The sequence below is a fragment of the Lentzea miocenica genome (genome assembly GCF_033949945.1).
In the GTDB taxonomy this organism is placed as follows: domain Bacteria; phylum Actinomycetota; class Actinomycetes; order Mycobacteriales; family Pseudonocardiaceae; genus Lentzea; species Lentzea miocenica.
The window spans coordinates 88895-105572 of record NZ_JAXAVW010000030.1; the positions used below are offsets into that span (position 1 = coordinate 88895).

The 16678-nt window shown below is 69.0% G+C and carries 20 protein-coding genes; 5 read left to right on the plus strand and 15 right to left on the minus strand.

The annotated features are described in order from the left end of the window. Positions 1 to 46 precede the first annotated feature (46 nt). Positions 47 to 241 (plus strand): CBS domain-containing protein, encoded by a 195-nt coding sequence (locus SK803_RS32220; RefSeq protein ID WP_319969920.1) that lies wholly within the window; start codon positions 47 to 49, stop codon positions 239 to 241. Positions 242 to 430: 189 nt separating this feature from the next. Here the strand turns inward: SK803_RS32220 and SK803_RS32225 are convergent, their stop codons facing one another. From SK803_RS32225 to SK803_RS32235, 3 genes are read right to left on the minus strand one after another with little or no spacing between them, the layout of a single operon-like run. Further along, entirely contained in the window at positions 431 to 1171 is a 741-nt protein-coding gene (locus SK803_RS32225; protein WP_319969921.1) for a calcium-binding protein, read from the minus strand. Between the two features lie 47 nt (positions 1172 to 1218). After that, positions 1219 to 2151, minus strand: a complete 933-nt coding sequence (locus SK803_RS32230; protein WP_319969922.1) for a hypothetical protein — start codon at positions 2149 to 2151, stop codon at positions 1219 to 1221. 5 nt (positions 2152 to 2156) lie between these two features. Beyond that, positions 2157 to 2849: an AI-2E family transporter gene (locus tag SK803_RS32235; protein WP_319969923.1), complete on the minus strand. Its 693-nt coding sequence runs from the start codon at positions 2847 to 2849 to the stop codon at positions 2157 to 2159. Positions 2850 to 3219: 370 nt separating this feature from the next. Between SK803_RS32235 and SK803_RS32240 the strand changes: the two genes are divergently transcribed. The 3 genes from SK803_RS32240 to SK803_RS32250 all read left to right on the plus strand — a co-directional run bounded on the left by SK803_RS32240 (position 3220) and on the right by SK803_RS32250 (position 5011). Further along, positions 3220 to 3471 (plus strand): hypothetical protein, encoded by a 252-nt coding sequence (locus SK803_RS32240; RefSeq protein WP_319969924.1) that lies wholly within the window; start codon positions 3220 to 3222, stop codon positions 3469 to 3471. Between the two features lies 1 nt (position 3472). Then, complete coding sequence (locus SK803_RS32245) at positions 3473 to 3607, plus strand: hypothetical protein (protein ID WP_319969925.1); 135 nt, start codon at positions 3473 to 3475, stop codon at positions 3605 to 3607. A 93-nt stretch (positions 3608 to 3700) separates the two neighbouring features. Then, positions 3701 to 5011 (plus strand): wax ester/triacylglycerol synthase family O-acyltransferase, encoded by a 1311-nt coding sequence (locus SK803_RS32250; protein ID WP_319969926.1) that lies wholly within the window; start codon positions 3701 to 3703, stop codon positions 5009 to 5011. Here SK803_RS32250 and SK803_RS32255 read toward each other — a convergent pair. Genes SK803_RS32255 through SK803_RS32280 form a run of 6 tightly spaced genes read right to left on the minus strand, consistent with a single transcriptional unit; the run spans position 4968 to position 9216 of the window. After that, positions 4968 to 6065: an ABC transporter permease gene (locus tag SK803_RS32255; protein ID WP_319969927.1), complete on the minus strand. Its 1098-nt coding sequence runs from the start codon at positions 6063 to 6065 to the stop codon at positions 4968 to 4970. The two genes, SK803_RS32250 and SK803_RS32255, sit on opposite strands and share 44 nt — an antisense overlap. After that, positions 6062 to 7231, minus strand: a complete 1170-nt coding sequence (locus SK803_RS32260; RefSeq protein WP_319969928.1) for an ABC transporter permease — start codon at positions 7229 to 7231, stop codon at positions 6062 to 6064. The genes SK803_RS32255 and SK803_RS32260 overlap by 4 nt, the downstream gene beginning before the upstream one ends. 3 nt (positions 7232 to 7234) lie before the next feature. Then, positions 7235 to 8158: an ABC transporter ATP-binding protein gene (locus SK803_RS32265; RefSeq protein ID WP_319969930.1), complete on the minus strand. Its 924-nt coding sequence runs from the start codon at positions 8156 to 8158 to the stop codon at positions 7235 to 7237. After that, complete coding sequence (locus SK803_RS32270; RefSeq protein WP_319969931.1) at positions 8115 to 8558, minus strand: universal stress protein; 444 nt, start codon at positions 8556 to 8558, stop codon at positions 8115 to 8117. The genes SK803_RS32265 and SK803_RS32270 overlap by 44 nt, the downstream gene beginning before the upstream one ends. After that, positions 8555 to 8878: a hypothetical protein gene (locus SK803_RS32275; protein WP_319969932.1), complete on the minus strand. Its 324-nt coding sequence runs from the start codon at positions 8876 to 8878 to the stop codon at positions 8555 to 8557. Before SK803_RS32275 ends, SK803_RS32270 begins: the two co-directional genes overlap by 4 nt. After that, on the minus strand, positions 8875 to 9216 hold the full coding sequence (locus tag SK803_RS32280) for a sporulation protein (protein ID WP_319969933.1): 342 nt from the start codon (positions 9214 to 9216) through the stop codon (positions 8875 to 8877). Before SK803_RS32280 ends, SK803_RS32275 begins: the two co-directional genes overlap by 4 nt. A gap of 266 nt (positions 9217 to 9482) precedes the next feature. Here SK803_RS32280 and SK803_RS32285 point away from each other — a divergent pair, with 266 nt between their 5' ends. Next, positions 9483 to 9785 carry an HPF/RaiA family ribosome-associated protein gene (locus tag SK803_RS32285; RefSeq protein WP_319969934.1) on the plus strand — a complete coding sequence of 101 codons (303 nt, stop codon included), beginning with the start codon at positions 9483 to 9485 and terminating at the stop codon, positions 9783 to 9785. Here SK803_RS32285 and hypF read toward each other — a convergent pair. The 6 genes from hypF to SK803_RS32315 are packed head-to-tail and all read right to left on the minus strand — an operon-like array spanning position 9769 to position 16516. Further along, on the minus strand, positions 9769 to 11976 hold the full coding sequence (gene hypF / locus SK803_RS32290; RefSeq protein ID WP_319969935.1) for a carbamoyltransferase HypF: 2208 nt from the start codon (positions 11974 to 11976) through the stop codon (positions 9769 to 9771). The genes SK803_RS32285 and hypF overlap by 17 nt on opposite strands. Next, positions 11973 to 12605 (minus strand): DUF6084 family protein, encoded by a 633-nt coding sequence (locus tag SK803_RS32295; RefSeq protein ID WP_319969936.1) that lies wholly within the window; start codon positions 12603 to 12605, stop codon positions 11973 to 11975. Before SK803_RS32295 ends, hypF begins: the two co-directional genes overlap by 4 nt. Then, on the minus strand, positions 12602 to 13228 hold the full coding sequence (locus SK803_RS32300) for a DUF5947 family protein (protein ID WP_319969937.1): 627 nt from the start codon (positions 13226 to 13228) through the stop codon (positions 12602 to 12604). Before SK803_RS32300 ends, SK803_RS32295 begins: the two co-directional genes overlap by 4 nt. Continuing rightward, positions 13225 to 13728, minus strand: a complete 504-nt coding sequence (locus tag SK803_RS32305) for a NifU family protein (protein WP_319969938.1) — start codon at positions 13726 to 13728, stop codon at positions 13225 to 13227. Before SK803_RS32305 ends, SK803_RS32300 begins: the two co-directional genes overlap by 4 nt. Then, a complete protein-coding gene (locus SK803_RS32310) occupies positions 13725 to 15488 on the minus strand; it encodes a nickel-dependent hydrogenase large subunit (protein WP_319969939.1) in 1764 nt (587 codons plus the stop codon). The genes SK803_RS32305 and SK803_RS32310 overlap by 4 nt, the downstream gene beginning before the upstream one ends. Beyond that, the gene (locus SK803_RS32315; protein ID WP_406601613.1) at positions 15485 to 16516 is read right to left on the minus strand and encodes an NADH-quinone oxidoreductase subunit B family protein; all 1032 of its coding nucleotides are present in this window, start codon (positions 16514 to 16516) and stop codon (positions 15485 to 15487) included. The genes SK803_RS32310 and SK803_RS32315 overlap by 4 nt, the downstream gene beginning before the upstream one ends. Positions 16517 to 16678 lie beyond the last annotated feature (162 nt).

Below are 16678 nucleotides of genomic sequence, written 5' to 3' on the forward strand. Positions count from 1 at the left end.
CACCGATGAGCGAAACGCTTGTTGTGAATGGACGGAGGTGGTTCTGGTGCGCGCTTTCGACGTGATGTCCGCGCCGGCGGTGACTGTGTCGCCACAGACGACGATCGAGGAAGTCGCGGAGCACGGTTTCGCCGCTCTGCCGGTGGTCGGCGACAACGGTGAGCTGGTCGGCCTGGTGTCAGGGGAAGACCTGTTGCGTGAGCAGCTGCGGGCGCGGCGCAGCGGGTCGTGGACGCGATGAGCCCGCGCGTCGTGGCCGTGGACGCAGACATGCCGATCGGGGAGGTGGCTCGGCAGCTGCTCGGCCACCGTGCTGGGAACCTTCCACGACCGTGGGGAAGAACTGGCCGCGTCCGTCCTGGCGGCCTCCGTGCCGGGGGTGCGTTCCGTCGTGGTGCAGCCGTGCGCATCCCCGGCCTGACGGAGGCTGTCAGAAGATGATTTCGCAGTTGGACAGCGATTCGAAGCGAGAGTCGCAGCGGTCGGCCTGACCTGCGCCGCCGTCTCCGACGTCCAGCCCGGCCGGGTCGGTGAGCGTGTCGTTGCCCGCGTCGCCGTTGACGATGTCGTTTCCGGCGCCACCGTCGAGGTCGTCAACGCCCGCACCACCGTTGAGGCGGTCGTTTCCGGCGCCGCCGTTCATCCGGTCAGCGCCGGTCTGTCCGTTGAGCGTGTCGGCACCGTCGCCACCGCTGACGGAGTCAGCGCCCGCGCCCGCGTTGACGATGTCGTCGCCCGCGCCGGCTTCGACGTTGTCCGCCGCCGCGCCGCCGTTCAGGGTGTCGTTGCCCGCGCCGCCGTCGAGTCGATCAGGCCCCTCTCCGCCGAGGAGCGTGTCGTTGCCCGCTTCGCCGTTGAGGGTGTCGGCGCCCGCTTCTCCGGTGGCCCAGTCGTTTCCGTTGCCGCCGAAGAACTCATCGGCGCCTGCTCCGAGACAGGCGGTGTCGTTTCCGTTGAGACCGAACACGACGTCGTCGCCGCCGAGCGTGACGAACACGTCTGGACCGTTCGTTCCGAACAGCACGTCGTCGCCGTTCGTCCCGACCTGTGTGGCGGTCAGCCCGTTGCACGACTGTGGTGGCTGAGCCGCCGCGATCCCGGTCGGCCAGAGCATCACCAGGCCCGCCGTGACGAGGAGAGCGGATACCACTGATCTTCGGTTGTCACTCATGTCAGCAGTCTGTTGCTGCGAAGGGTGGCAGCCCAAGTGGCCAAATCTCATCGAGTGCGGCGCAACCACGTGCTGCCCAGACTGGTGGCGAGCAGCACCGCACCCGCCACGAGGAGGAGCACGCCGCCGCTCGCCGCGCCATCGGTGAGATCCCACACCACCTCGGGCACGACCACGGTCGTCGCTACCACACCCGCCACGAGCAGAACCGTCGAGTGCACGCTGAAGTAGGTGACGAAGCAGATGAACGCGAGGCAGGCGGTGAGCGCGTAAGCCACCGGTGCATCGCCGCTCAACGGTTGTTGCGCACCGAACAGCGCCGTCGCGGCACCGACGGCCAGCGCGAGCTGCTTCGGCCGCAGAACGTCCACAAGAGACAGAAACATGCCGGCCACACCAAGCGCGAACAACGCGGCACCGCCGGGGAGCGCGCTGGTGGGCGCCAGCTCACCGATCCACGCGATGACCGCGCAGATCGCCGCTGCTGCCACGGTCAGATAGGCGAGCACCGTGGCCACGAGGACGTACGCGGTGACCGCCACGAGCAGACCTGTCGTGGCACCCACGACGAACTCGTGTGAGCTCGCCGCGGTGCCCGCGGTGAAGGCGCTGGTCACCGCTGCGAGAGCGAACAACGTGCTCACCACCCGCCGGCGACGATGCGAAACGGTCCGTACGGCCGACAACCCGCCTGCCACGACGACGGCGGCGATCACAAGCGCGGCGGTGGCTGCGCCGAGCACACCGACCTTGGCCAACCTGGTCAGGTTCTCCCAGGACACCCCGAGCACCAGTGCGGCGCCGCCGAGCACCAGCCCTCCGCCGAGATAGGCGGCGATCTCGGCAACGCGGTCGGCGATGCGTGGCGGCACACCGGTGTCCTCGAGTGCCGCAATCACAGCGTTTTCCTGCTCAGCCGACAGCACTCCGCGAGTCGTCAGCGAGCGCAGCGCCTGCTTCTGCTTTCCGGTCACCGCCATGGCCGTCATCCTCCCGATGCCAGATCTCCCGTGCGGTCAACACGACCGGCACGGCGAACAACGCCCCGACAACACCCCGCGAGCACCACGCCGGTCGCGACCGCGACCACGACGGTCAACGGGTGGAGCCTCACCACCTTGCCGAGCAGGAACGGTTGCAGCACATCGCCTTCCAGCTCCTGGACCGCCACAGTGAGCGCCAGCACCAGCAGCGCGGGGACCGGGCCGCCGGTCACGAGTGCGACGAGCACGGCGGCACAGCCCGCTACGAATGCTCCCGCATACGGCACGAAAGCGCCTAGGAAGACCAACGATGTCAACGGAATCGCCATTGGTACACCGATGATCGCGAGCCCGGTGCCGATGGCCACTGCGTCCACGAGGGCGACGGCGAGCGTTGCCCTCGTGAAGCCGGAGAGAGCGTGGAAGACACGCCTGCCGGTGCCGTCGACACGCTTGCGCATGCCCATCGGCACGATCCGCACGGCATTGCGCCACAACCAGTCTCCGTCGTAGAGGAAGAAGTACAGTGCGAACAGGCTCAGGAGCGCACCTGCGAGCGCGGTTCCGACCGCGGCGGCGGTGGCGGTCGCACCGCCCAGGATCTGCGAGTCTCGACACGCCACCGAGCAGCCAGAGGTCGATGCGCTCGACGCCGACACCGAGCCGTTGCGCGACCAAAGCGTGCGCGAGCTCATGGGCCAGCAGCGACAGCATGAACGTCAGCGCCGCGAGAACGCCGGCGATCCAGTAGACGACCGCCGGGTGGCCCGGAGCCGCCTGCGGCACCACGGACACCGCGACGACCTGGGCGATCACCAGCACGGCGACGATCGTCGACCAGTGGGCGCCCACTCCGATCCCGCGCACGCGCCCAAGCGGAACTGAAGGCAATCCTGTGTTCACAGGTCCAGCGTCCCGACCTGGCTCGCTACCGGAGCAGAGACCGAGGTCCGCCGTGTCCGCGGCAATGGTCCCGGATCACTCTCCACTTTGTGTTCTGCGTCACGTCTGAGGGGATAGGCAGGCTCACCGCAGTTGCCGGAAACGCACGGAAAGGGGAGCGAAATGACCATCAACGGCTACACAGTGCGGCACCGGGGCATGTTGCAGGCCATCGCGGACGGACGTGGCGAGCTGGTGTGCGGACGCGCTCCTAGTCTGAGCGTCGACGGCTTGTGGTGCGACTTCACCGCCACGGTCGAGCTGTTCACCGGCGGGCTGTTCCGCCCTGCCCGTGAAGCGGCTGTCGGCGCATCGGCACCGGCTGTGCTCACGACCTCCGGTGTCCAGGTCCTCCGCTCGCTCGTGGCGGTGTGACATGACGAGGCGAACGCGGATCCTGGTCGGTGCTCTGGCGGCACACCGGCCGCGGCGTGCTCGCCCCGCCGTGGTGCATCTCGCGACGAACTCCGGTGGTGTGCTCGTCGCCTGGTATGTCCTGTCCTCAGCGTGATGGCCACCGCCCGCGCGGGCAGGGCCGAAGGGCTCGGGGAGAGCAGGACGCTGGGCTGTGGGCGGTAGAACCCGTTGGTGCTGCACTGGGTGGATGGACCAGCTCAGCCCGTTGGACGCCGCGTTCCTCGAGGTCGAGGACGCTGATCCGCACGCGTCGCTGGCAATCGCCTCGGTGGCGGTCGTCGAGGGACCGGCACCGAGCCATGACGAGTTCCTCGCACTGATGCGGTCGAAGCTGCCGGTGCTGCCTCGTGCCCGGCAGAAGCTCGTGCGCACGCCGCTGGACTTGAGCACACCGGAGTGGCAGGACGATCCGGCGTTCGACCTCACCTATCACGTGCGCCGCACTGCTTTGCCCGCGCCGGGCGGCGACGCCGAGCTGTGCGCGCTGGTCGCACGGATCATGGGGCAGCGCCTGGACCGTGAGCGGCCGTTGTGGGAGTACTGGATGGTGGAGGGCCTCGCCGATGGGCGATGGGCCGTTCTGGCCAAGGTGCACCACTGCATGGCGGACGGTGTGAGCGGCACGATGCTGTACGACGTGATGTACGGCGACGCGCCCGCACCGGAGTCTCCCGGCGACGACCCGGCCACGAGCCTGCTTTCGTTGCTGGCCAACGTGGTGCGTGCACCGCTTGACCTGGTCGGCGGTCTGCTTTCGCTCGCGTGGTCGTTGCTGCCGGTACGCCCGTCGTCGCTGTTCGGGCAGATCGGCTCACCCCGGCTCTACCGGGTGGTGCGAACCTCGTTGCCCGAGGTGAAGGAGGTCGCACACACCTTCGGCGTGACTGTGAACGACGTCGTGCTGGCAGCGATCACCCAGGCCTACCGCGCGCTCATGCTGGAGCGCGGCGAACGGCCGTCAGCGCACAGCGTCCGGACCATGGTGCCGGTGTCGGTCCGCGGCGATCGGAAACTGGACAACCAGGTGAGCCTGCGGCTCGCGTTCCTGCCGGTCGACGCGGAGAGTGCCGTCGAGGCGCTCTCCCAGGTCCGCCAGCGGTTCACCGACGCCAAGCAGGGACATCAGGCCGAGTCCGGTCAGGCGCTGACCCAGCTGGCGCGCCACGAGCCGTTCGCGCCGCTCGCCTGGAGCGTCCGGCTCGGGGCCATGATGCCGCAGCGCAGCGTCGTCACCGTGACCACGAACGTTCCGGGTCCACGCAAGCCACTGAGGGTGCTGGGGCGCCGGATCGTCGAGATCCTGCCTTACGTGCCGATCGCGATCCGGATCAGGACCGGTGTCGCGGTGCTGTCGTACACCGACAGGATGGCGATCGGCATCACCGCCGACCGCGACAGCACCTCCGACGTCGACGTGCTGGCGGAGGCGCTGCGCAAGGCGATCGCTGAACTGGTCATCGCGTCACGGCGCGACGCAGCGCCCACGCGCCGAGGCTGAACAGCACGGCCGCGAACCCCAGCAGCACGCCCAGATGCGGCGCGATGGTGAACAGATCACCGCCGCGCCTGGTGAGTGCCGCGAAGCCATCGTTGGCCCAGCCGTGCGGGGTCGCGAACGCGGCCGTCCGCAGCGTGGGGCTGAAGAACTCGAGCGGCACCATGCACCCGCCGAACGCGGCCAGGCCGAGCCCGAGCAGGATGCCGGCACCCGTGGTCTGCTGCTGAGTGCGGCAGACCGCCCCGAGCAGCAGCCCGGCGCCTCCGGAGACGAGCGCGAACGCGCCCAGCAACGCGGCGGCGCCGAGCGGGTCACCCCAGCGCACCCCGAACAGCAACGCCGAGCCGACGAGCACGATCAGGCCCTGCAGCAACGCGATCGAGACCCGGCCCAGTGCCTCACCGGCCACGACCACCCGTGCCGGCGTCGGGGTGGCGAGCATGCGCCGCGTGATGCCGAAGGAACGGGTCTCCACGAGGAAGGCGGCCGTGGTGAGGGAGTTGAGGAAGGTGAACACGATCAGCTGGTTCGCCGCACCGAGGTCGAACCCCGAGAACCCCTCGGGGAACAGCGCCTGACCGGTGGTGCTGACCCGCACCTCGACCGGTTCCACCCGCACCGAGTCCACAACGGACAGTGCGCTGGCGCGGTCGAGACCGGTCTGCTCGGCGACGAACTCACCTGCCGCGAGCCGGTTGGCCTCGCGGGTCACCGACGTTGTCACGAGCATCCGCAGCTGTTGACCGGTCCGGTCGGCGCGGACGAGCAGCCGTGGCGTCTCGTCACCCGCCCGCACGAGTCCCGCACTGATCTCGCCGTGCTCCACCGCTGCGCGCAAGGCCGGTTCGTCCGGGAAGGCCCGCACCCGCACCGCGGGGTCCGCACTCAGCGCACCGGCCTGGCCCACCACACCGACCACAGGCGTCGTGGCGCCGCCGAACGCCGCACCGATGATGAACACCAGCATCAACGGCAGCGCCACGAGAAAGAACAGGCCCGTGCGGTCACGCAGTGCCCGACGCACGTTGATCCAGCCGATCGACAGGACCTTCACGGTCGCACCACCTTCCGGAACAGCAGCAGCGCGACCGCACCCGTCACGACCGCGAACAGGGTCATCGCCGCGACCGACGGCAGCACCGCGTTGACGTCTCCACCCGCCAGATCCGCCAAGCCGCGCATGAACCAGCGATGCGGTGCCAGCAGGCTGAGCTTCTCCAGCAGTCCACCCGCCTGGTTCACCGGGAAGAACGCGCCGCCGAGCGCGCCGAGCACGATCGCGACGATCGCCTGCCAGCCGCCCGCCTGCTCAGACGTCTTCGCGATCGCCGCGACCACCGCCATCGCGCCGGTCGCGGCCAGCACCCCGGACAGCACGAGAAGCGTGACGCCCAAGGGACGTCCCCATTGCGCGCCCATCAGCAGTGAGCTCGCCACGACCAGGACCGCCATGCTCACAGCGCCGACGGCCACGCTCGTCAGAAGCTTGCCCGCCAGGATCGACGAGCGGCGCACGGGCGCGGCGAGAAGCCGGGCGAGCGTGCCGTTGCGGCGTTCGTCGAGCAGGCCCGTCACCCCCGGCTGCACCGCGAAGAACAGGAAGAAGATCGCCATGCCGGCGGCGTACTGGGTCTTCGCGTCGAGCTGTCTGCGGCCCGTCGTGTCCTCGGCCACCACCTCCGACGGCAGCGCTGCCGCCGCTGCCGCGGCGAGCTTCGCGGGCGCGGTCGTCACTCCTGAATGGACGGTCGCGGCCACGGCGGTGCGGACCGCGGCGAGCCGGTCCGTGTAGGCCTGGGCCAGTGATCGTGCGATGCCGGTACCGGTGGGCGCGTCGACGTCGCCGACGACCTCGATCCGCACGCCCCGGCCTGCCTGGACGTCCTCGGTCAGCCCGGTGGGAAGCAGGAACGCCGCAGTGGCCGTGCCGTCCTCGACCAGGGCTCTGGCTTCCTGTTCGGACGAGACGGTACGCACTTCGATCGCGCCGGAGGCCGCCGCACGCCTCAGCACGTCGTCGGTGAACGTCTGGGCGATCACACCTCTGTCGGCGTCCGCGACGGCGTACCGGAAGATCTGGCTGTCGCCGCCGACGTTGCCGAGGATCAGCGTGAACACTCCGGCGAGCCCGAGAGGCAACAGGACAGCGAGCACGTACGCGGTCCTGTCGCGGGCTCGCTCGCGCAGGTCGCGCGCTGCTATCAGCAGTGCGTGGCGCATGGCTCACTCCCTCAGCGCTTTGCCGGTCAGGTGCAGGAACACGGTCTCCAGATTGGGTTCGGTCACCTCGACCGACCGCACCACCACGCCGTTGGTGGAGATCGCGGACAGCACGGCGGGCAAGCACTCTCGTGCGTCGTCGACCATGAGTTCGAGGCCCTGCCCGTGTGTGGCGACTCCCCGCACGTTCCTGATGGCACTGAGCACGGAGCTGGCGTGCGCGAGATCCCCGTCCAGCAGCAACGAGATCCGGTCGTGTTCACCGAGCCGCTCGACCAGCTCGCGGCGCGTCCCCTCCGCGATCAGCCGTCCGGAGTCGATGACGCCGACCCGGTCGCACAGCCGCTCGGCCTCTTCCATGTAGTGCGTCGTGTAGAGGATGGCCATGCCCTGGGCGGCGAGCGCGCGGACGTTCTCGATGATCTGGTTGCGGCTCTGCGGATCGACCCCGGCGGTGGGCTCGTCGAGCACCAGCAGTCGTGGTTCGTGCAGCAGCCCGATCGCCACGTTGAGCCGCCGCTTCATTCCTCCCGAATACTCGCGGGCGAGATCATCGGCGCGCTCGGCCAGGCCGACCACGTCGAGGACGAGATCGACCCGCTTGCGACCGGCACCGTAGAGGTTGGCGAAGAACCGCAGGTTCTCCCTGCCGGTGAGGTCCGGGTAGAGGGCGAGTTCCTGCGGCACGTACCCGACCAGGCGCTTGGCGGCGATGGCGTGCGTCGACATCGCGACGCCGTCGATGAACACCTCGCCCGCGTCGCGTTCGAGCACACCGGTGATCATCGAGATCGTGGTCGTCTTGCCGGCGCCGTTGGGGCCGAGCAGCCCGTAGGTCTCGCCTTCCTCGATCGTGAACGACACGTCGTCGACGGCCAGGACGTCATCGAACCGGCGTCTCAGGCCGGAGCATGAGAGGACCGCCATGGCGCGCTCCTTCCAACGGGACGACGACGACCGTGCAGCGGGAGTTCCTGAGGCAGTGGGTCGTGACGGAGCTCATCACGTGCACGCCCGCCCTGCGGTGGCCGTGGTCGCCGACCACCAGGAGGTCGGCGTCCGCCGAACGTTCGACGAGGACCGGGCCGGGCTGGCCCTGTGGCACCTCCTGGTCGATCCTCACGCCGTCGGCCGCCGTACCGAGTGCGTCGACCGCGGCCGCGAGCTCGTTGCGGTGTGTACCGGCGGATGCCGGGCTGAGTTGACTGACGGACATCGCCACCACTGAAGCGTTGGTGCGCTTCGCTTCCTCGACGGCCCAGGCCAGGGCGGACTTCGCGGCGGGCGACGGGTCCACTCCGACGACGATGCGGGATTGGGGTTTCATGAGGTCTCCTTGAGTCGTGAGGTCTTGCGCCGCGACTTCGAACTGCGACCGCCCGCGCTGGTCACGGTGTGCAGCAGACCGATCCCGGCGACGAAGCCGAAGTCGTACCAGTTGCCGTTGTTGCGCACCTCGTAGATGTTCACGTTGTCGGTGAACAGCGAGATGAAGAACGTGACCGGGTAGATCAGCCCGTGCCACAGTCCCTTCCAGAAACCCGCGACCTGTACGGGGTCCACATGGGACACCACGTTGGGACCGGCCGCGCACGACGTCACGACGAGCACCACAACCGCGAGGAACAACCAACGCGCCGAGGTCATCGCGGCTTGGCCTTCGCCCTGACGATGCGCAGCGCGACGAAGAGAGCGGCGATGGCGACAACGCCCGCGGTGGCGACCAGCCGGTTCACGTCGACCGCCGGCTCCCAGCGGACCTTTCCGTCGCTGATGACGTACGCGCCGGTGGGCTTGGCAATGACGCCGAAGCCGCCGCCTTCACCTTCCTGGCCCTTCTCGTCTCGCCCGGTGCCACCGCCGGATCCGCCGGAGAGCGTGGCGGCGGCGATCACGGTGATCCCGTCCTTCTCGTACGGCTCGGCGTAGACCTTCTTCGCTTCCAGAGAATCCTTTGTCTTGGCGATCAGCTCGTCGATCTTCATCATCACTCCCAGAGGTCTTTTTCACCTGTCAGGGTCGAACGGGTGTGGGGTGGACAGACAGGGCCTCAGGTCCTCGTACAACAGGGACCAGGCTCGTTCGCGATGACGTCCGATGGCACCCGGAGGAAACGCCGGCACGTCGAGCGCCAGGTCGGCGCGGGATCGGGGACCAGGGACCCAGGTCCCTCCTCACCCGGCTCTTTCGGACCTGTCAGCGGGGATCCGGACGAGCGAAAGTGCTGATGTCACTTCGCATGGAGGTCCAGATGAAGCACGCAGGCGCGGCGGAGATCGGCAATGTCGTGGTCGAGCTGGACGGCCGAATCGCGACGGAGGCCAGGAAGTACGCCCACGACAAGATCACCCCGCTGGCCCGCTACTCGCCGGAGCTGACCGAGTTCGCTCACGTCCGGCTCGCCGCGACCGGGCCGCGCACGATCACCGTGCACGTGAACCTCGACGTCAACGGCACGCCGGTGGTCGCGAAGGCGGAGGCGGCCACGTTCGAGGAAGCGGTGGACGCAGTGCACGACCAGCTGCACAGCAGGCTGCTCAGGATGCACAACTGAGCAGGCTCGCGGCGACGGCGGCTTGGCCCAGGCTGATGCCGCCGTCGTTCGGGGGCACCTGGCGGTGGGTGAGCACCCGGAACCCGATGCGCCGCAGGCCGTCGACGGTGCGGCGCAGCAGCAGCGCGTTCTGGAACACCCCGCCGGACAGCGCGACAGAGGTCAGCCCGGTCTCCTCCCGCGCGGTGGCACAACAGGCCACGACCGCGTCTGCCACGCCGTTGTGGAACCGGGCGGCGATCACTCCCGGATCGACTCCCGCGCACAGGTCGGCGACGAGAGCACGCAGCAGGTCCTCTCCGCACACGACAAGGCCGTCGGTCCTGACCGGATAGCCGTCCGAAGTGGACGGATCGGCGCGCTGCTCCAGCTCGATCGCCGCCTGGCCCTCGTAAGTGATCACGTCCCGCACGTCGAGCAGCGCGGCGGCTGCGTCGAACAGCCGGCCGGCGCTGGACGTGAGCGGTGCGTTCACCCCGTTGCGCGCCATCGCGACCACCGGTCCCCAGCGCGACTCGTTGCGGTGCGCCACCGGAAGGCGGACGTCCGGGAGGTATGCCGCGGCCATCCGCCACGGCTGCCTGATCGCGGTCGCACCGCCGGGCAGGGGCACCGGCTTCAGGTGCCCGATCCGCCGGTAGCCCAGGAGATCGGCGACGAGGAACTCGCCGCCCCAGATCGTGCCGTCCGGTCCGTAGCCCGTGCCGTCGAACACGACCGCGATGACCGGTCCTGTCTCGCCGTTCTCGGCCAGGCAGGACGCGGCGTGGGCGTGGTGGTGCTGCACACCGATCAGGTCGACGCGGGGGAGCTCGGTGGCGTACCTGGTGGAGCGGTAGTCGGGGTGAAGGTCGTGGGCCACGACTTGGGGTGCGATGCCGAACAACCGCACGAAATGTTCGACGCTCCTCGTGAAGGACCTGAACGTCGCGTGGTCGATGAGGTCGCCGAGGTGTGGTGACAGGAACGCCTGCTCGCCACGCACGAGACAGAACGTGTTCTTCAGGTCCGCGCCGCAGGCGAGGACGGGCAGGGGACTGCGCACGGGCAGGGTGATCGGTTCCGGTGCGTACCCTCTGGCGCGGCGCAGCATCCTGCCCGCGCGCACCACCGAGTCGTCGGCGGGGGAGCGGATCGGCCGGTCGTGGGTGAGCACGGCGTCGGCCACGCGGGCCAGCGACCTGCCGTGGCGGTAGGTGATCGGCTCGTCCGAGACGTTGCCGCTGGTGAGCACGATCGGTTCGCCGAGATCCCGCAGCAGCAGGTGATGCAGCGGGGTGTACGGCAGCAGCAGGCCCAGTTCGCTCCTTCCGGGCGCGACCGCGTCCGCCACCGGTGCGCCGGCGCGGCGGGGCAGCAGCACGATCGGCCGCCGGGTGTCGTTCAGCGAACACGCGCTTGGATCGTCCACCTCGCAGAGCACAGCCGCCTGCGGCAGATCGGCCACCATCACCGCGAACGGCTTGTCCGGACGGTGTTTGCGGGTGCGCAGCACGGCCGCCGCGAAGGGATGCGCGGCGAGCGCGGCGAGGTGGAAGCCTCCGAGTCCCTTGATCGCCACCACCTGCCCGTCGGCGAGTCGTGCCACGGCCTCGGCCAGGGGATCCGTGCTCTCACCCAGGTAGAGGCGCGGACCGCAGTCCTGGCAACAGGTCGGCTCCGCGTGAAAGCGCCGATCCGCGGGATCGGCGTACTCGGACCGGCAGGTCGCACACATGGGGAAGCGATTCATGGTCGTTCGCGCCCGGTCGTACGGCATGCCGCGCACGATGGTGTACCGGGGACCGCAGTGGGAGCAGTTGACGAACGGGTACCGGTAGCGGCGGTCGGCCGGGTCGAACAGCTCGCGCAAGCAGTCCGCACACGTGCTGATGTCCGCCGGCACCAGCGTGGCGCGCGCTCCGCCGGTCCTGCTCGCGATGATCTCGAAGCCGGTCAGGCCGCGTGCTGTGCACTCGGACACCTCGACCCGGTCGATCCGTGCCCGCGGGGGAGCGTCGCGGGCAAGCGCGGCAAGGAACTCCGCCACGTTCTCCGGCGCGCCCTCGATCTCGATGAACACCCCGGTGATGTCGTTGCCGACGCGTCCGGACAGCCGGAGCCGGGTCGCCAGCCGGTGCACGTAGGGCCGGAAGCCGACGCCCTGCACGACTCCTACGACCCGGAGATCCCGGCCGACCTCCGTGCTCACGTCCCGGACGCCGCGAGCAGCGCGGCCACCGTGTCGTCCCAGTTGGCGAACGCGTGCTCGGACCTGAAGCGCTGCAACGAGTCCATCGTGTCCTGCCGCACCCGCAACCAGGCGCTGCCGGGGAAGTGCAGGTTGACGGTCTCGCGCCACACGCTCACCGGCAACGAGAACGACTCTTCGTTGCTCCACGGCACCTGCTGAACGCGCATCCTGCCTTCGTGGGTGCCGAACACCGTGCCGCTGAACAACAACAGCAGCGGGATGTCGCCCGCGTCGAGCGCGTTGAAGTACTTGGTGGAGGCGACCTCCAGATCGTAGGTGCACGGCACGTCGAGATCGATGACGGTGCTCCCGGTGAAGCCAGGCACCATTGTCGACAGCGTCGCGAACGACACCGGTTTGAGCGTGCGTGCCCAGCGGCCGGTGTCCCCGAACAGGTCGACGAGCCGCCGGGCCTCGTCGGCCGCGTAGCGCCTGCGGTGTGGCTCGATGCGGATCTGACAGCGCAGGGCCACCGCGTCGACGAGCTCGCCGGAGCCCTGCGTGATCCGCAGCCGCAGCGTGATGGCGGGCACTGCGGCGTACGGGTTGGCTTGTGCGCCAACACATTCGAAGTGCAGTGGGTTCATGGTCGTGCTTTGTCCCTGATCTCGGCGAACAACGCGTCGATGTGCTCGTGCAGCTGGTCGCCACCGTCGAGACCGGTCCAGTACAGCCGGACCGTGCCGACCAGCCGGTAGCACACGTCGATCGGGACCAGGAAGCAGTCGACGCTGTTCTCGGTGCGGCGGAACAGGATCGCCTCCACGTCGGGCTCGGCGGTCGTCAGCAGCGGATGAGCCTCGGCCAGCCCGTTCCACACGCCGGTGTCGAGCGGGCGCTCGGTGGCACCGGCGGGACTCGGGTAGAACACCGTGATGCCCGTGTCGGTGCGCAGCAGGAAGGCCGCGCCCACCGGGATGCCCAGTTCCTCCCACTCCACCGCGGTCACCGGGCGCTGCGGATCCCGCAGGTAGCGTTCGGGCACGGCACGATACCTCGTCCGGTGCATCGTGTTCCTGGTGAACAGCAGGAAGCACGCGCGGCAGGAGCACATCAGCGCGCGGCGCCGGACGTCGACCACGTGCCCGTGCCGCGATGCGACCGGCGTGCTGCACATCTCGCACCGCTCCACCTGTTCCATCCGTGCGGCGCGTTGCTCCCGCAGGACGCTCGGCGTCCCGGCGAAGCGCCGTAGGCTGTGAGGGCTCATGACGCCACGCTCCACCCCGGCGGCGGCCCCACCGTGATCTGCAGCAGGGCCGCGGTTGTCGTGATCTCCACGGCCGTGACCTCGGGGGCGGCGTCGAGAACCGCCCGTTCGGCCACCCGGGCCGCCGCTGGTCCGCCGGTTCCGCAACCACCGCCGGAGAGCCGCAACCGCACGACACCGTCCTCGTCGGTACCGAGGTACTCGATGTCGCCGAAGCGGCCGCCTAGCCCGGCCAGCGCCCGGCGGATCCGTGCACACGTGTCGTCCGGATGCAGGTCGTGCAGCACGAGCAGGCTCGCCACGAGATCGTCCGCGGCGATGGCCCCGAGCAACGCCGCGTCGTGCTCGCGCAGCATCGTGACGACGCGCGCGAGGCCGTTGCCGTACAGGTCCATCAGCACCCGTACGAGGTCTTCCGCGACTTCCCGGTCCTGACCCGATCGCAGGATGGCGAGCAATTCCTCGACTCTCTCGCCCGCGTTCTCCACATCGTGCGTCACGGCGCGCCACCGAACGCGTGCGGCGTGTGGATCTTGGTGAGCGTCGTCCCCTGGCCGATGGACATGTGGACGCCGCAGGGCATGCACGGGTCGAAGCTGCGCACCGCGCGCATGATGTCGATGCCCTTGAAGTTCTCCTTGGTGTTCTCCTCGAAGATCGGCGTGTTCTGCACCGCGTCCTCGAAGGGGCCGGGCGTGCCGAAGCTGTCCCGTACGCTCGCGTTCCACGGTGTCGGCGGGTACGGCTGGTAGTTCGCGATCCGGCCGTCGCGGATCACCATGTGGTGGGAGAGACCGCCGCGCACCGCCTCGGTGAACCCGCAGCTGAACGCGTCGTCGGGCACGGTGAACTCCGACCAGGTGTCCGTGCGCCCGCCGCGGACCTCGGCCAGTGCGCGATCGCAGAAGTGCAGCGCCAGCGCCGCGATGTACGCCTGGAAGTAGGTGCGGGCGCGGTTGCGCTCGATGGCGTTGCTCCAGCGGGGGATCCGCCACTCGAAGGTCGCCTCGGGCCGGGTCATGGTGCGCGGCAACGTGATGCGCACGCTGTGGCCGGTGGCCTCGACGTGGTCGGTGCGCACGAGGCCGGCGAGCGCGGTCGTCCACAGTCGGGCGAGCGGCCCGCCGCCGGTGTCGAGCGGGAGGTGCTGCTCGCCGTCGAACCATCGCGGCGACATCGTCCACGAGTACTTGCCGCCGAAGTCGCGCTTGCCGGGCCTCGGGATCGTGTGCTGGTTCCACGGGTGCCGCGCGTCGACCGGGTTGCCGAGCTCGTCGTGCGTCACGAACTTGTCCATGCCCTCCCAGTCGTCGTAGAACGACGAACCGAGCAGGATCCGCATGCCCAGGTTGATGTCCACGAGGTCGGTCGTGACGAGCTTCCCGTCGACGACGATGCCAGGCGTGATGAACATCTTCCGCCCCCACGAGGACATGTTCCGGTAGGTGAAGTCGCAGTGTTCCGGGTCGTTGAGACCACCCCAGCACCCGAGCAGCACCCGCCGCCTGCCGACCTCCTCGTAACCGGGCAGCGCGGCGTAGACGAAGTCGAACAGGTCGTCGTGCATGGGGACGACCTTCTTCATGAACTCCACGTACCGCATCAGCCGGGTGAGGTAGTCGGTGAACAGCTGCAACGTGGCCACCGTGCCGACGCCGCCGGGGTACAAAGTGGACGGATGGACGTGCCTGCCCTCCATGAGGCAGAACATCTCCCTGGCCTGCCGGGAGACCTGCAGCGCCTCGCGGTAGAACTCGCCCTCGAGCGGGTTGAGCGAGCGCATGATGTCGCCGATGGTGCGGTAGCCGTGCACGGCGGCGTGCGGAGCCTCAGTGCGGTTCGCGAGGTCGAGCACACCGGGGTTGGTCTCGCGGACCATCTTCTCGCAGTAGTCCACGCCGACCAGGTTCTCCTGGAAGATGTTGTGGTCGAACAGGAACTCCGCGGCCTCGCCCAGGTTGATGATCCACTCAGCGAGGTGGGGCGGGCGTGCGCCGTACGCCATGTTCTGCGCGTAGACCGAGCACGTCGCGTGGTTGTCCCCGCAGATGCCGCAGATGCGGCTGGTGATGAAATGCGCGTCGCGCGGGTCCTTGCCCTTCATGAAGACGCTGTAGCCGCGGAAGATCGACGACGTGCTGTAGCACTCGACCACCCGCCGCTGTGCCCAGTCGATCTTGGTGTGGATGCCGAGACTGCCCACGATCCTGGTGATCGGGTCCCAGGTCATCTCGACGAGATCGGTGTTCTTTGCGGTCATCGCGGTACCGGGTTCACAGCCTTCGATCTGACGTCCCGCAGGACGCGGATGGCGGTGCCGGTCAGGGTCCTGGCCGGCGAGGGGGTGGTGCCGCCGAGCGGATGCTCCATGAACGGCATGAACTTGTCGGGAAAGCCGGGCATGGTGCAGGCGATGCAGATGCCGCCCACGTTGGGGCAGCCTCCGATGCCGTTGATCCAGCCGCGCTTCGGCACGTTGCACCGGACAACCTGGCCCCAGCACCCGAGCTTGACCAGGCACTTGGGCGAGCCGGGCTGCTGCGCGAACTCGTCCTGCTCGTAGTAGCCCGCGCGATCGCAGCCCTCGTGCACCGTGGTCTCGAACAACCACCTGGGCCGCAACGCCTCGTCGAGGTCGATCATCGGTGCGTTGCCGGCGACCTGGTACAGCAGGTGCAGGATGGTCTCGGAGAGGTTGTCCGGCTGGACGGGACAGCCGGGCACGACCACGATCGGGATCCCGTCCTTCGACCTCCAGTCCCAGCCGAGGTAGTCGGGCAGGCCCATCGCACCGGTCGGATTGCCCGCCATCGCGTGGATGCCGCCGTAGCCCGCGCACGTGCCCGCGGCGAGGATCGCGGTCGCCTTGGGCGCCAGCCGGTCCAGCCACTCGGTGGTGGTGATGGGCTGGCCGGTGGCGGGATCGGTGCCGAAGCCGCACCAGAACCCGGCTTCCTTGTTCGTCTCGTCGGGCACCGAACCCTCGACCACCAGCACGAAAGGATCGAGCTCACCGCGGTCGGCGCGGTACCACCACTCGATGAAGCTGTCCGCACCACCGTCGGGACCGCACTCGAAGTCCAGCAGCGGCCAGTGCATGGCGATCTGAGGCAGTCCGGGCAGGCCGCCGAGGACGATCTCCTCGATGCTGGGCTGGGTGGCGGCGGTGAGGGCCACCGAGTCGCCGTCGCAGCTGAGGCCGCCGTTCATCCAGAGGACGTGCACCACGGGTTCGGGTTCGACCGGGACCAGCGCTGGGTTGCCGGGCTGCTGCTCGGCCCTCGTCATCGCCGGCACACCTCCCTGATGAAAAATGCCCAGAACACATGAGAAGGTGAATTGTTCTCAACCTTCGGGGAGCGGGCGGGGAACGCAACGCTAGACCTTTCCCCGTTCGTGTCGCAAGACTGAACTGTCATCGGACCGGACAATGTTGTCGCGGCGTCGAGC

Bases quoted from the DNA above. Each gene is read 5' to 3' on its own strand.
- SK803_RS32245 (WP_319969925.1), top strand. From the start codon at position 3,473: ATGACGAGGCGAACGCGGATCCTGGTCGGTGCTCTGGCGGCACACCGG.
- SK803_RS32225 (WP_319969921.1), bottom strand. From the start codon at position 1,171: ATGAGTGACAACCGAAGATCAGTGGTATCCGCTCTCCTCGTCACGGCG.
- SK803_RS32315 (WP_406601613.1), bottom strand. From the start codon at position 16,516: ATGACGAGGGCCGAGCAGCAGCCCGGCAACCCAGCGCTGGTCCCGGTC.
- SK803_RS32230 (WP_319969922.1), bottom strand. From the start codon at position 2,151: ATGGCGGTGACCGGAAAGCAGAAGCAGGCGCTGCGCTCGCTGACGACT.
- SK803_RS32285 (WP_319969934.1), top strand. From the start codon at position 9,483: ATGAAGCACGCAGGCGCGGCGGAGATCGGCAATGTCGTGGTCGAGCTG.
- SK803_RS32295 (WP_319969936.1), bottom strand. From the start codon at position 12,605: ATGAACCCACTGCACTTCGAATGTGTTGGCGCACAAGCCAACCCGTAC.
- SK803_RS32265 (WP_319969930.1), bottom strand. From the start codon at position 8,158: ATGGCGGTCCTCTCATGCTCCGGCCTGAGACGCCGGTTCGATGACGTC.
- SK803_RS32270 (WP_319969931.1), bottom strand. From the start codon at position 8,558: ATGAAACCCCAATCCCGCATCGTCGTCGGAGTGGACCCGTCGCCCGCC.
- SK803_RS32240 (WP_319969924.1), top strand. From the start codon at position 3,220: ATGACCATCAACGGCTACACAGTGCGGCACCGGGGCATGTTGCAGGCC.
- SK803_RS32250 (WP_319969926.1), top strand. From the start codon at position 3,701: ATGGACCAGCTCAGCCCGTTGGACGCCGCGTTCCTCGAGGTCGAGGAC.
- SK803_RS32260 (WP_319969928.1), bottom strand. From the start codon at position 7,231: ATGCGCCACGCACTGCTGATAGCAGCGCGCGACCTGCGCGAGCGAGCC.
- SK803_RS32300 (WP_319969937.1), bottom strand. From the start codon at position 13,228: ATGAGCCCTCACAGCCTACGGCGCTTCGCCGGGACGCCGAGCGTCCTG.
- SK803_RS32310 (WP_319969939.1), bottom strand. From the start codon at position 15,488: ATGACCGCAAAGAACACCGATCTCGTCGAGATGACCTGGGACCCGATC.
- SK803_RS32275 (WP_319969932.1), bottom strand. From the start codon at position 8,878: ATGACCTCGGCGCGTTGGTTGTTCCTCGCGGTTGTGGTGCTCGTCGTG.
- SK803_RS32235 (WP_319969923.1), bottom strand. From the start codon at position 2,849: ATGAGCTCGCGCACGCTTTGGTCGCGCAACGGCTCGGTGTCGGCGTCG.
- SK803_RS32280 (WP_319969933.1), bottom strand. From the start codon at position 9,216: ATGAAGATCGACGAGCTGATCGCCAAGACAAAGGATTCTCTGGAAGCG.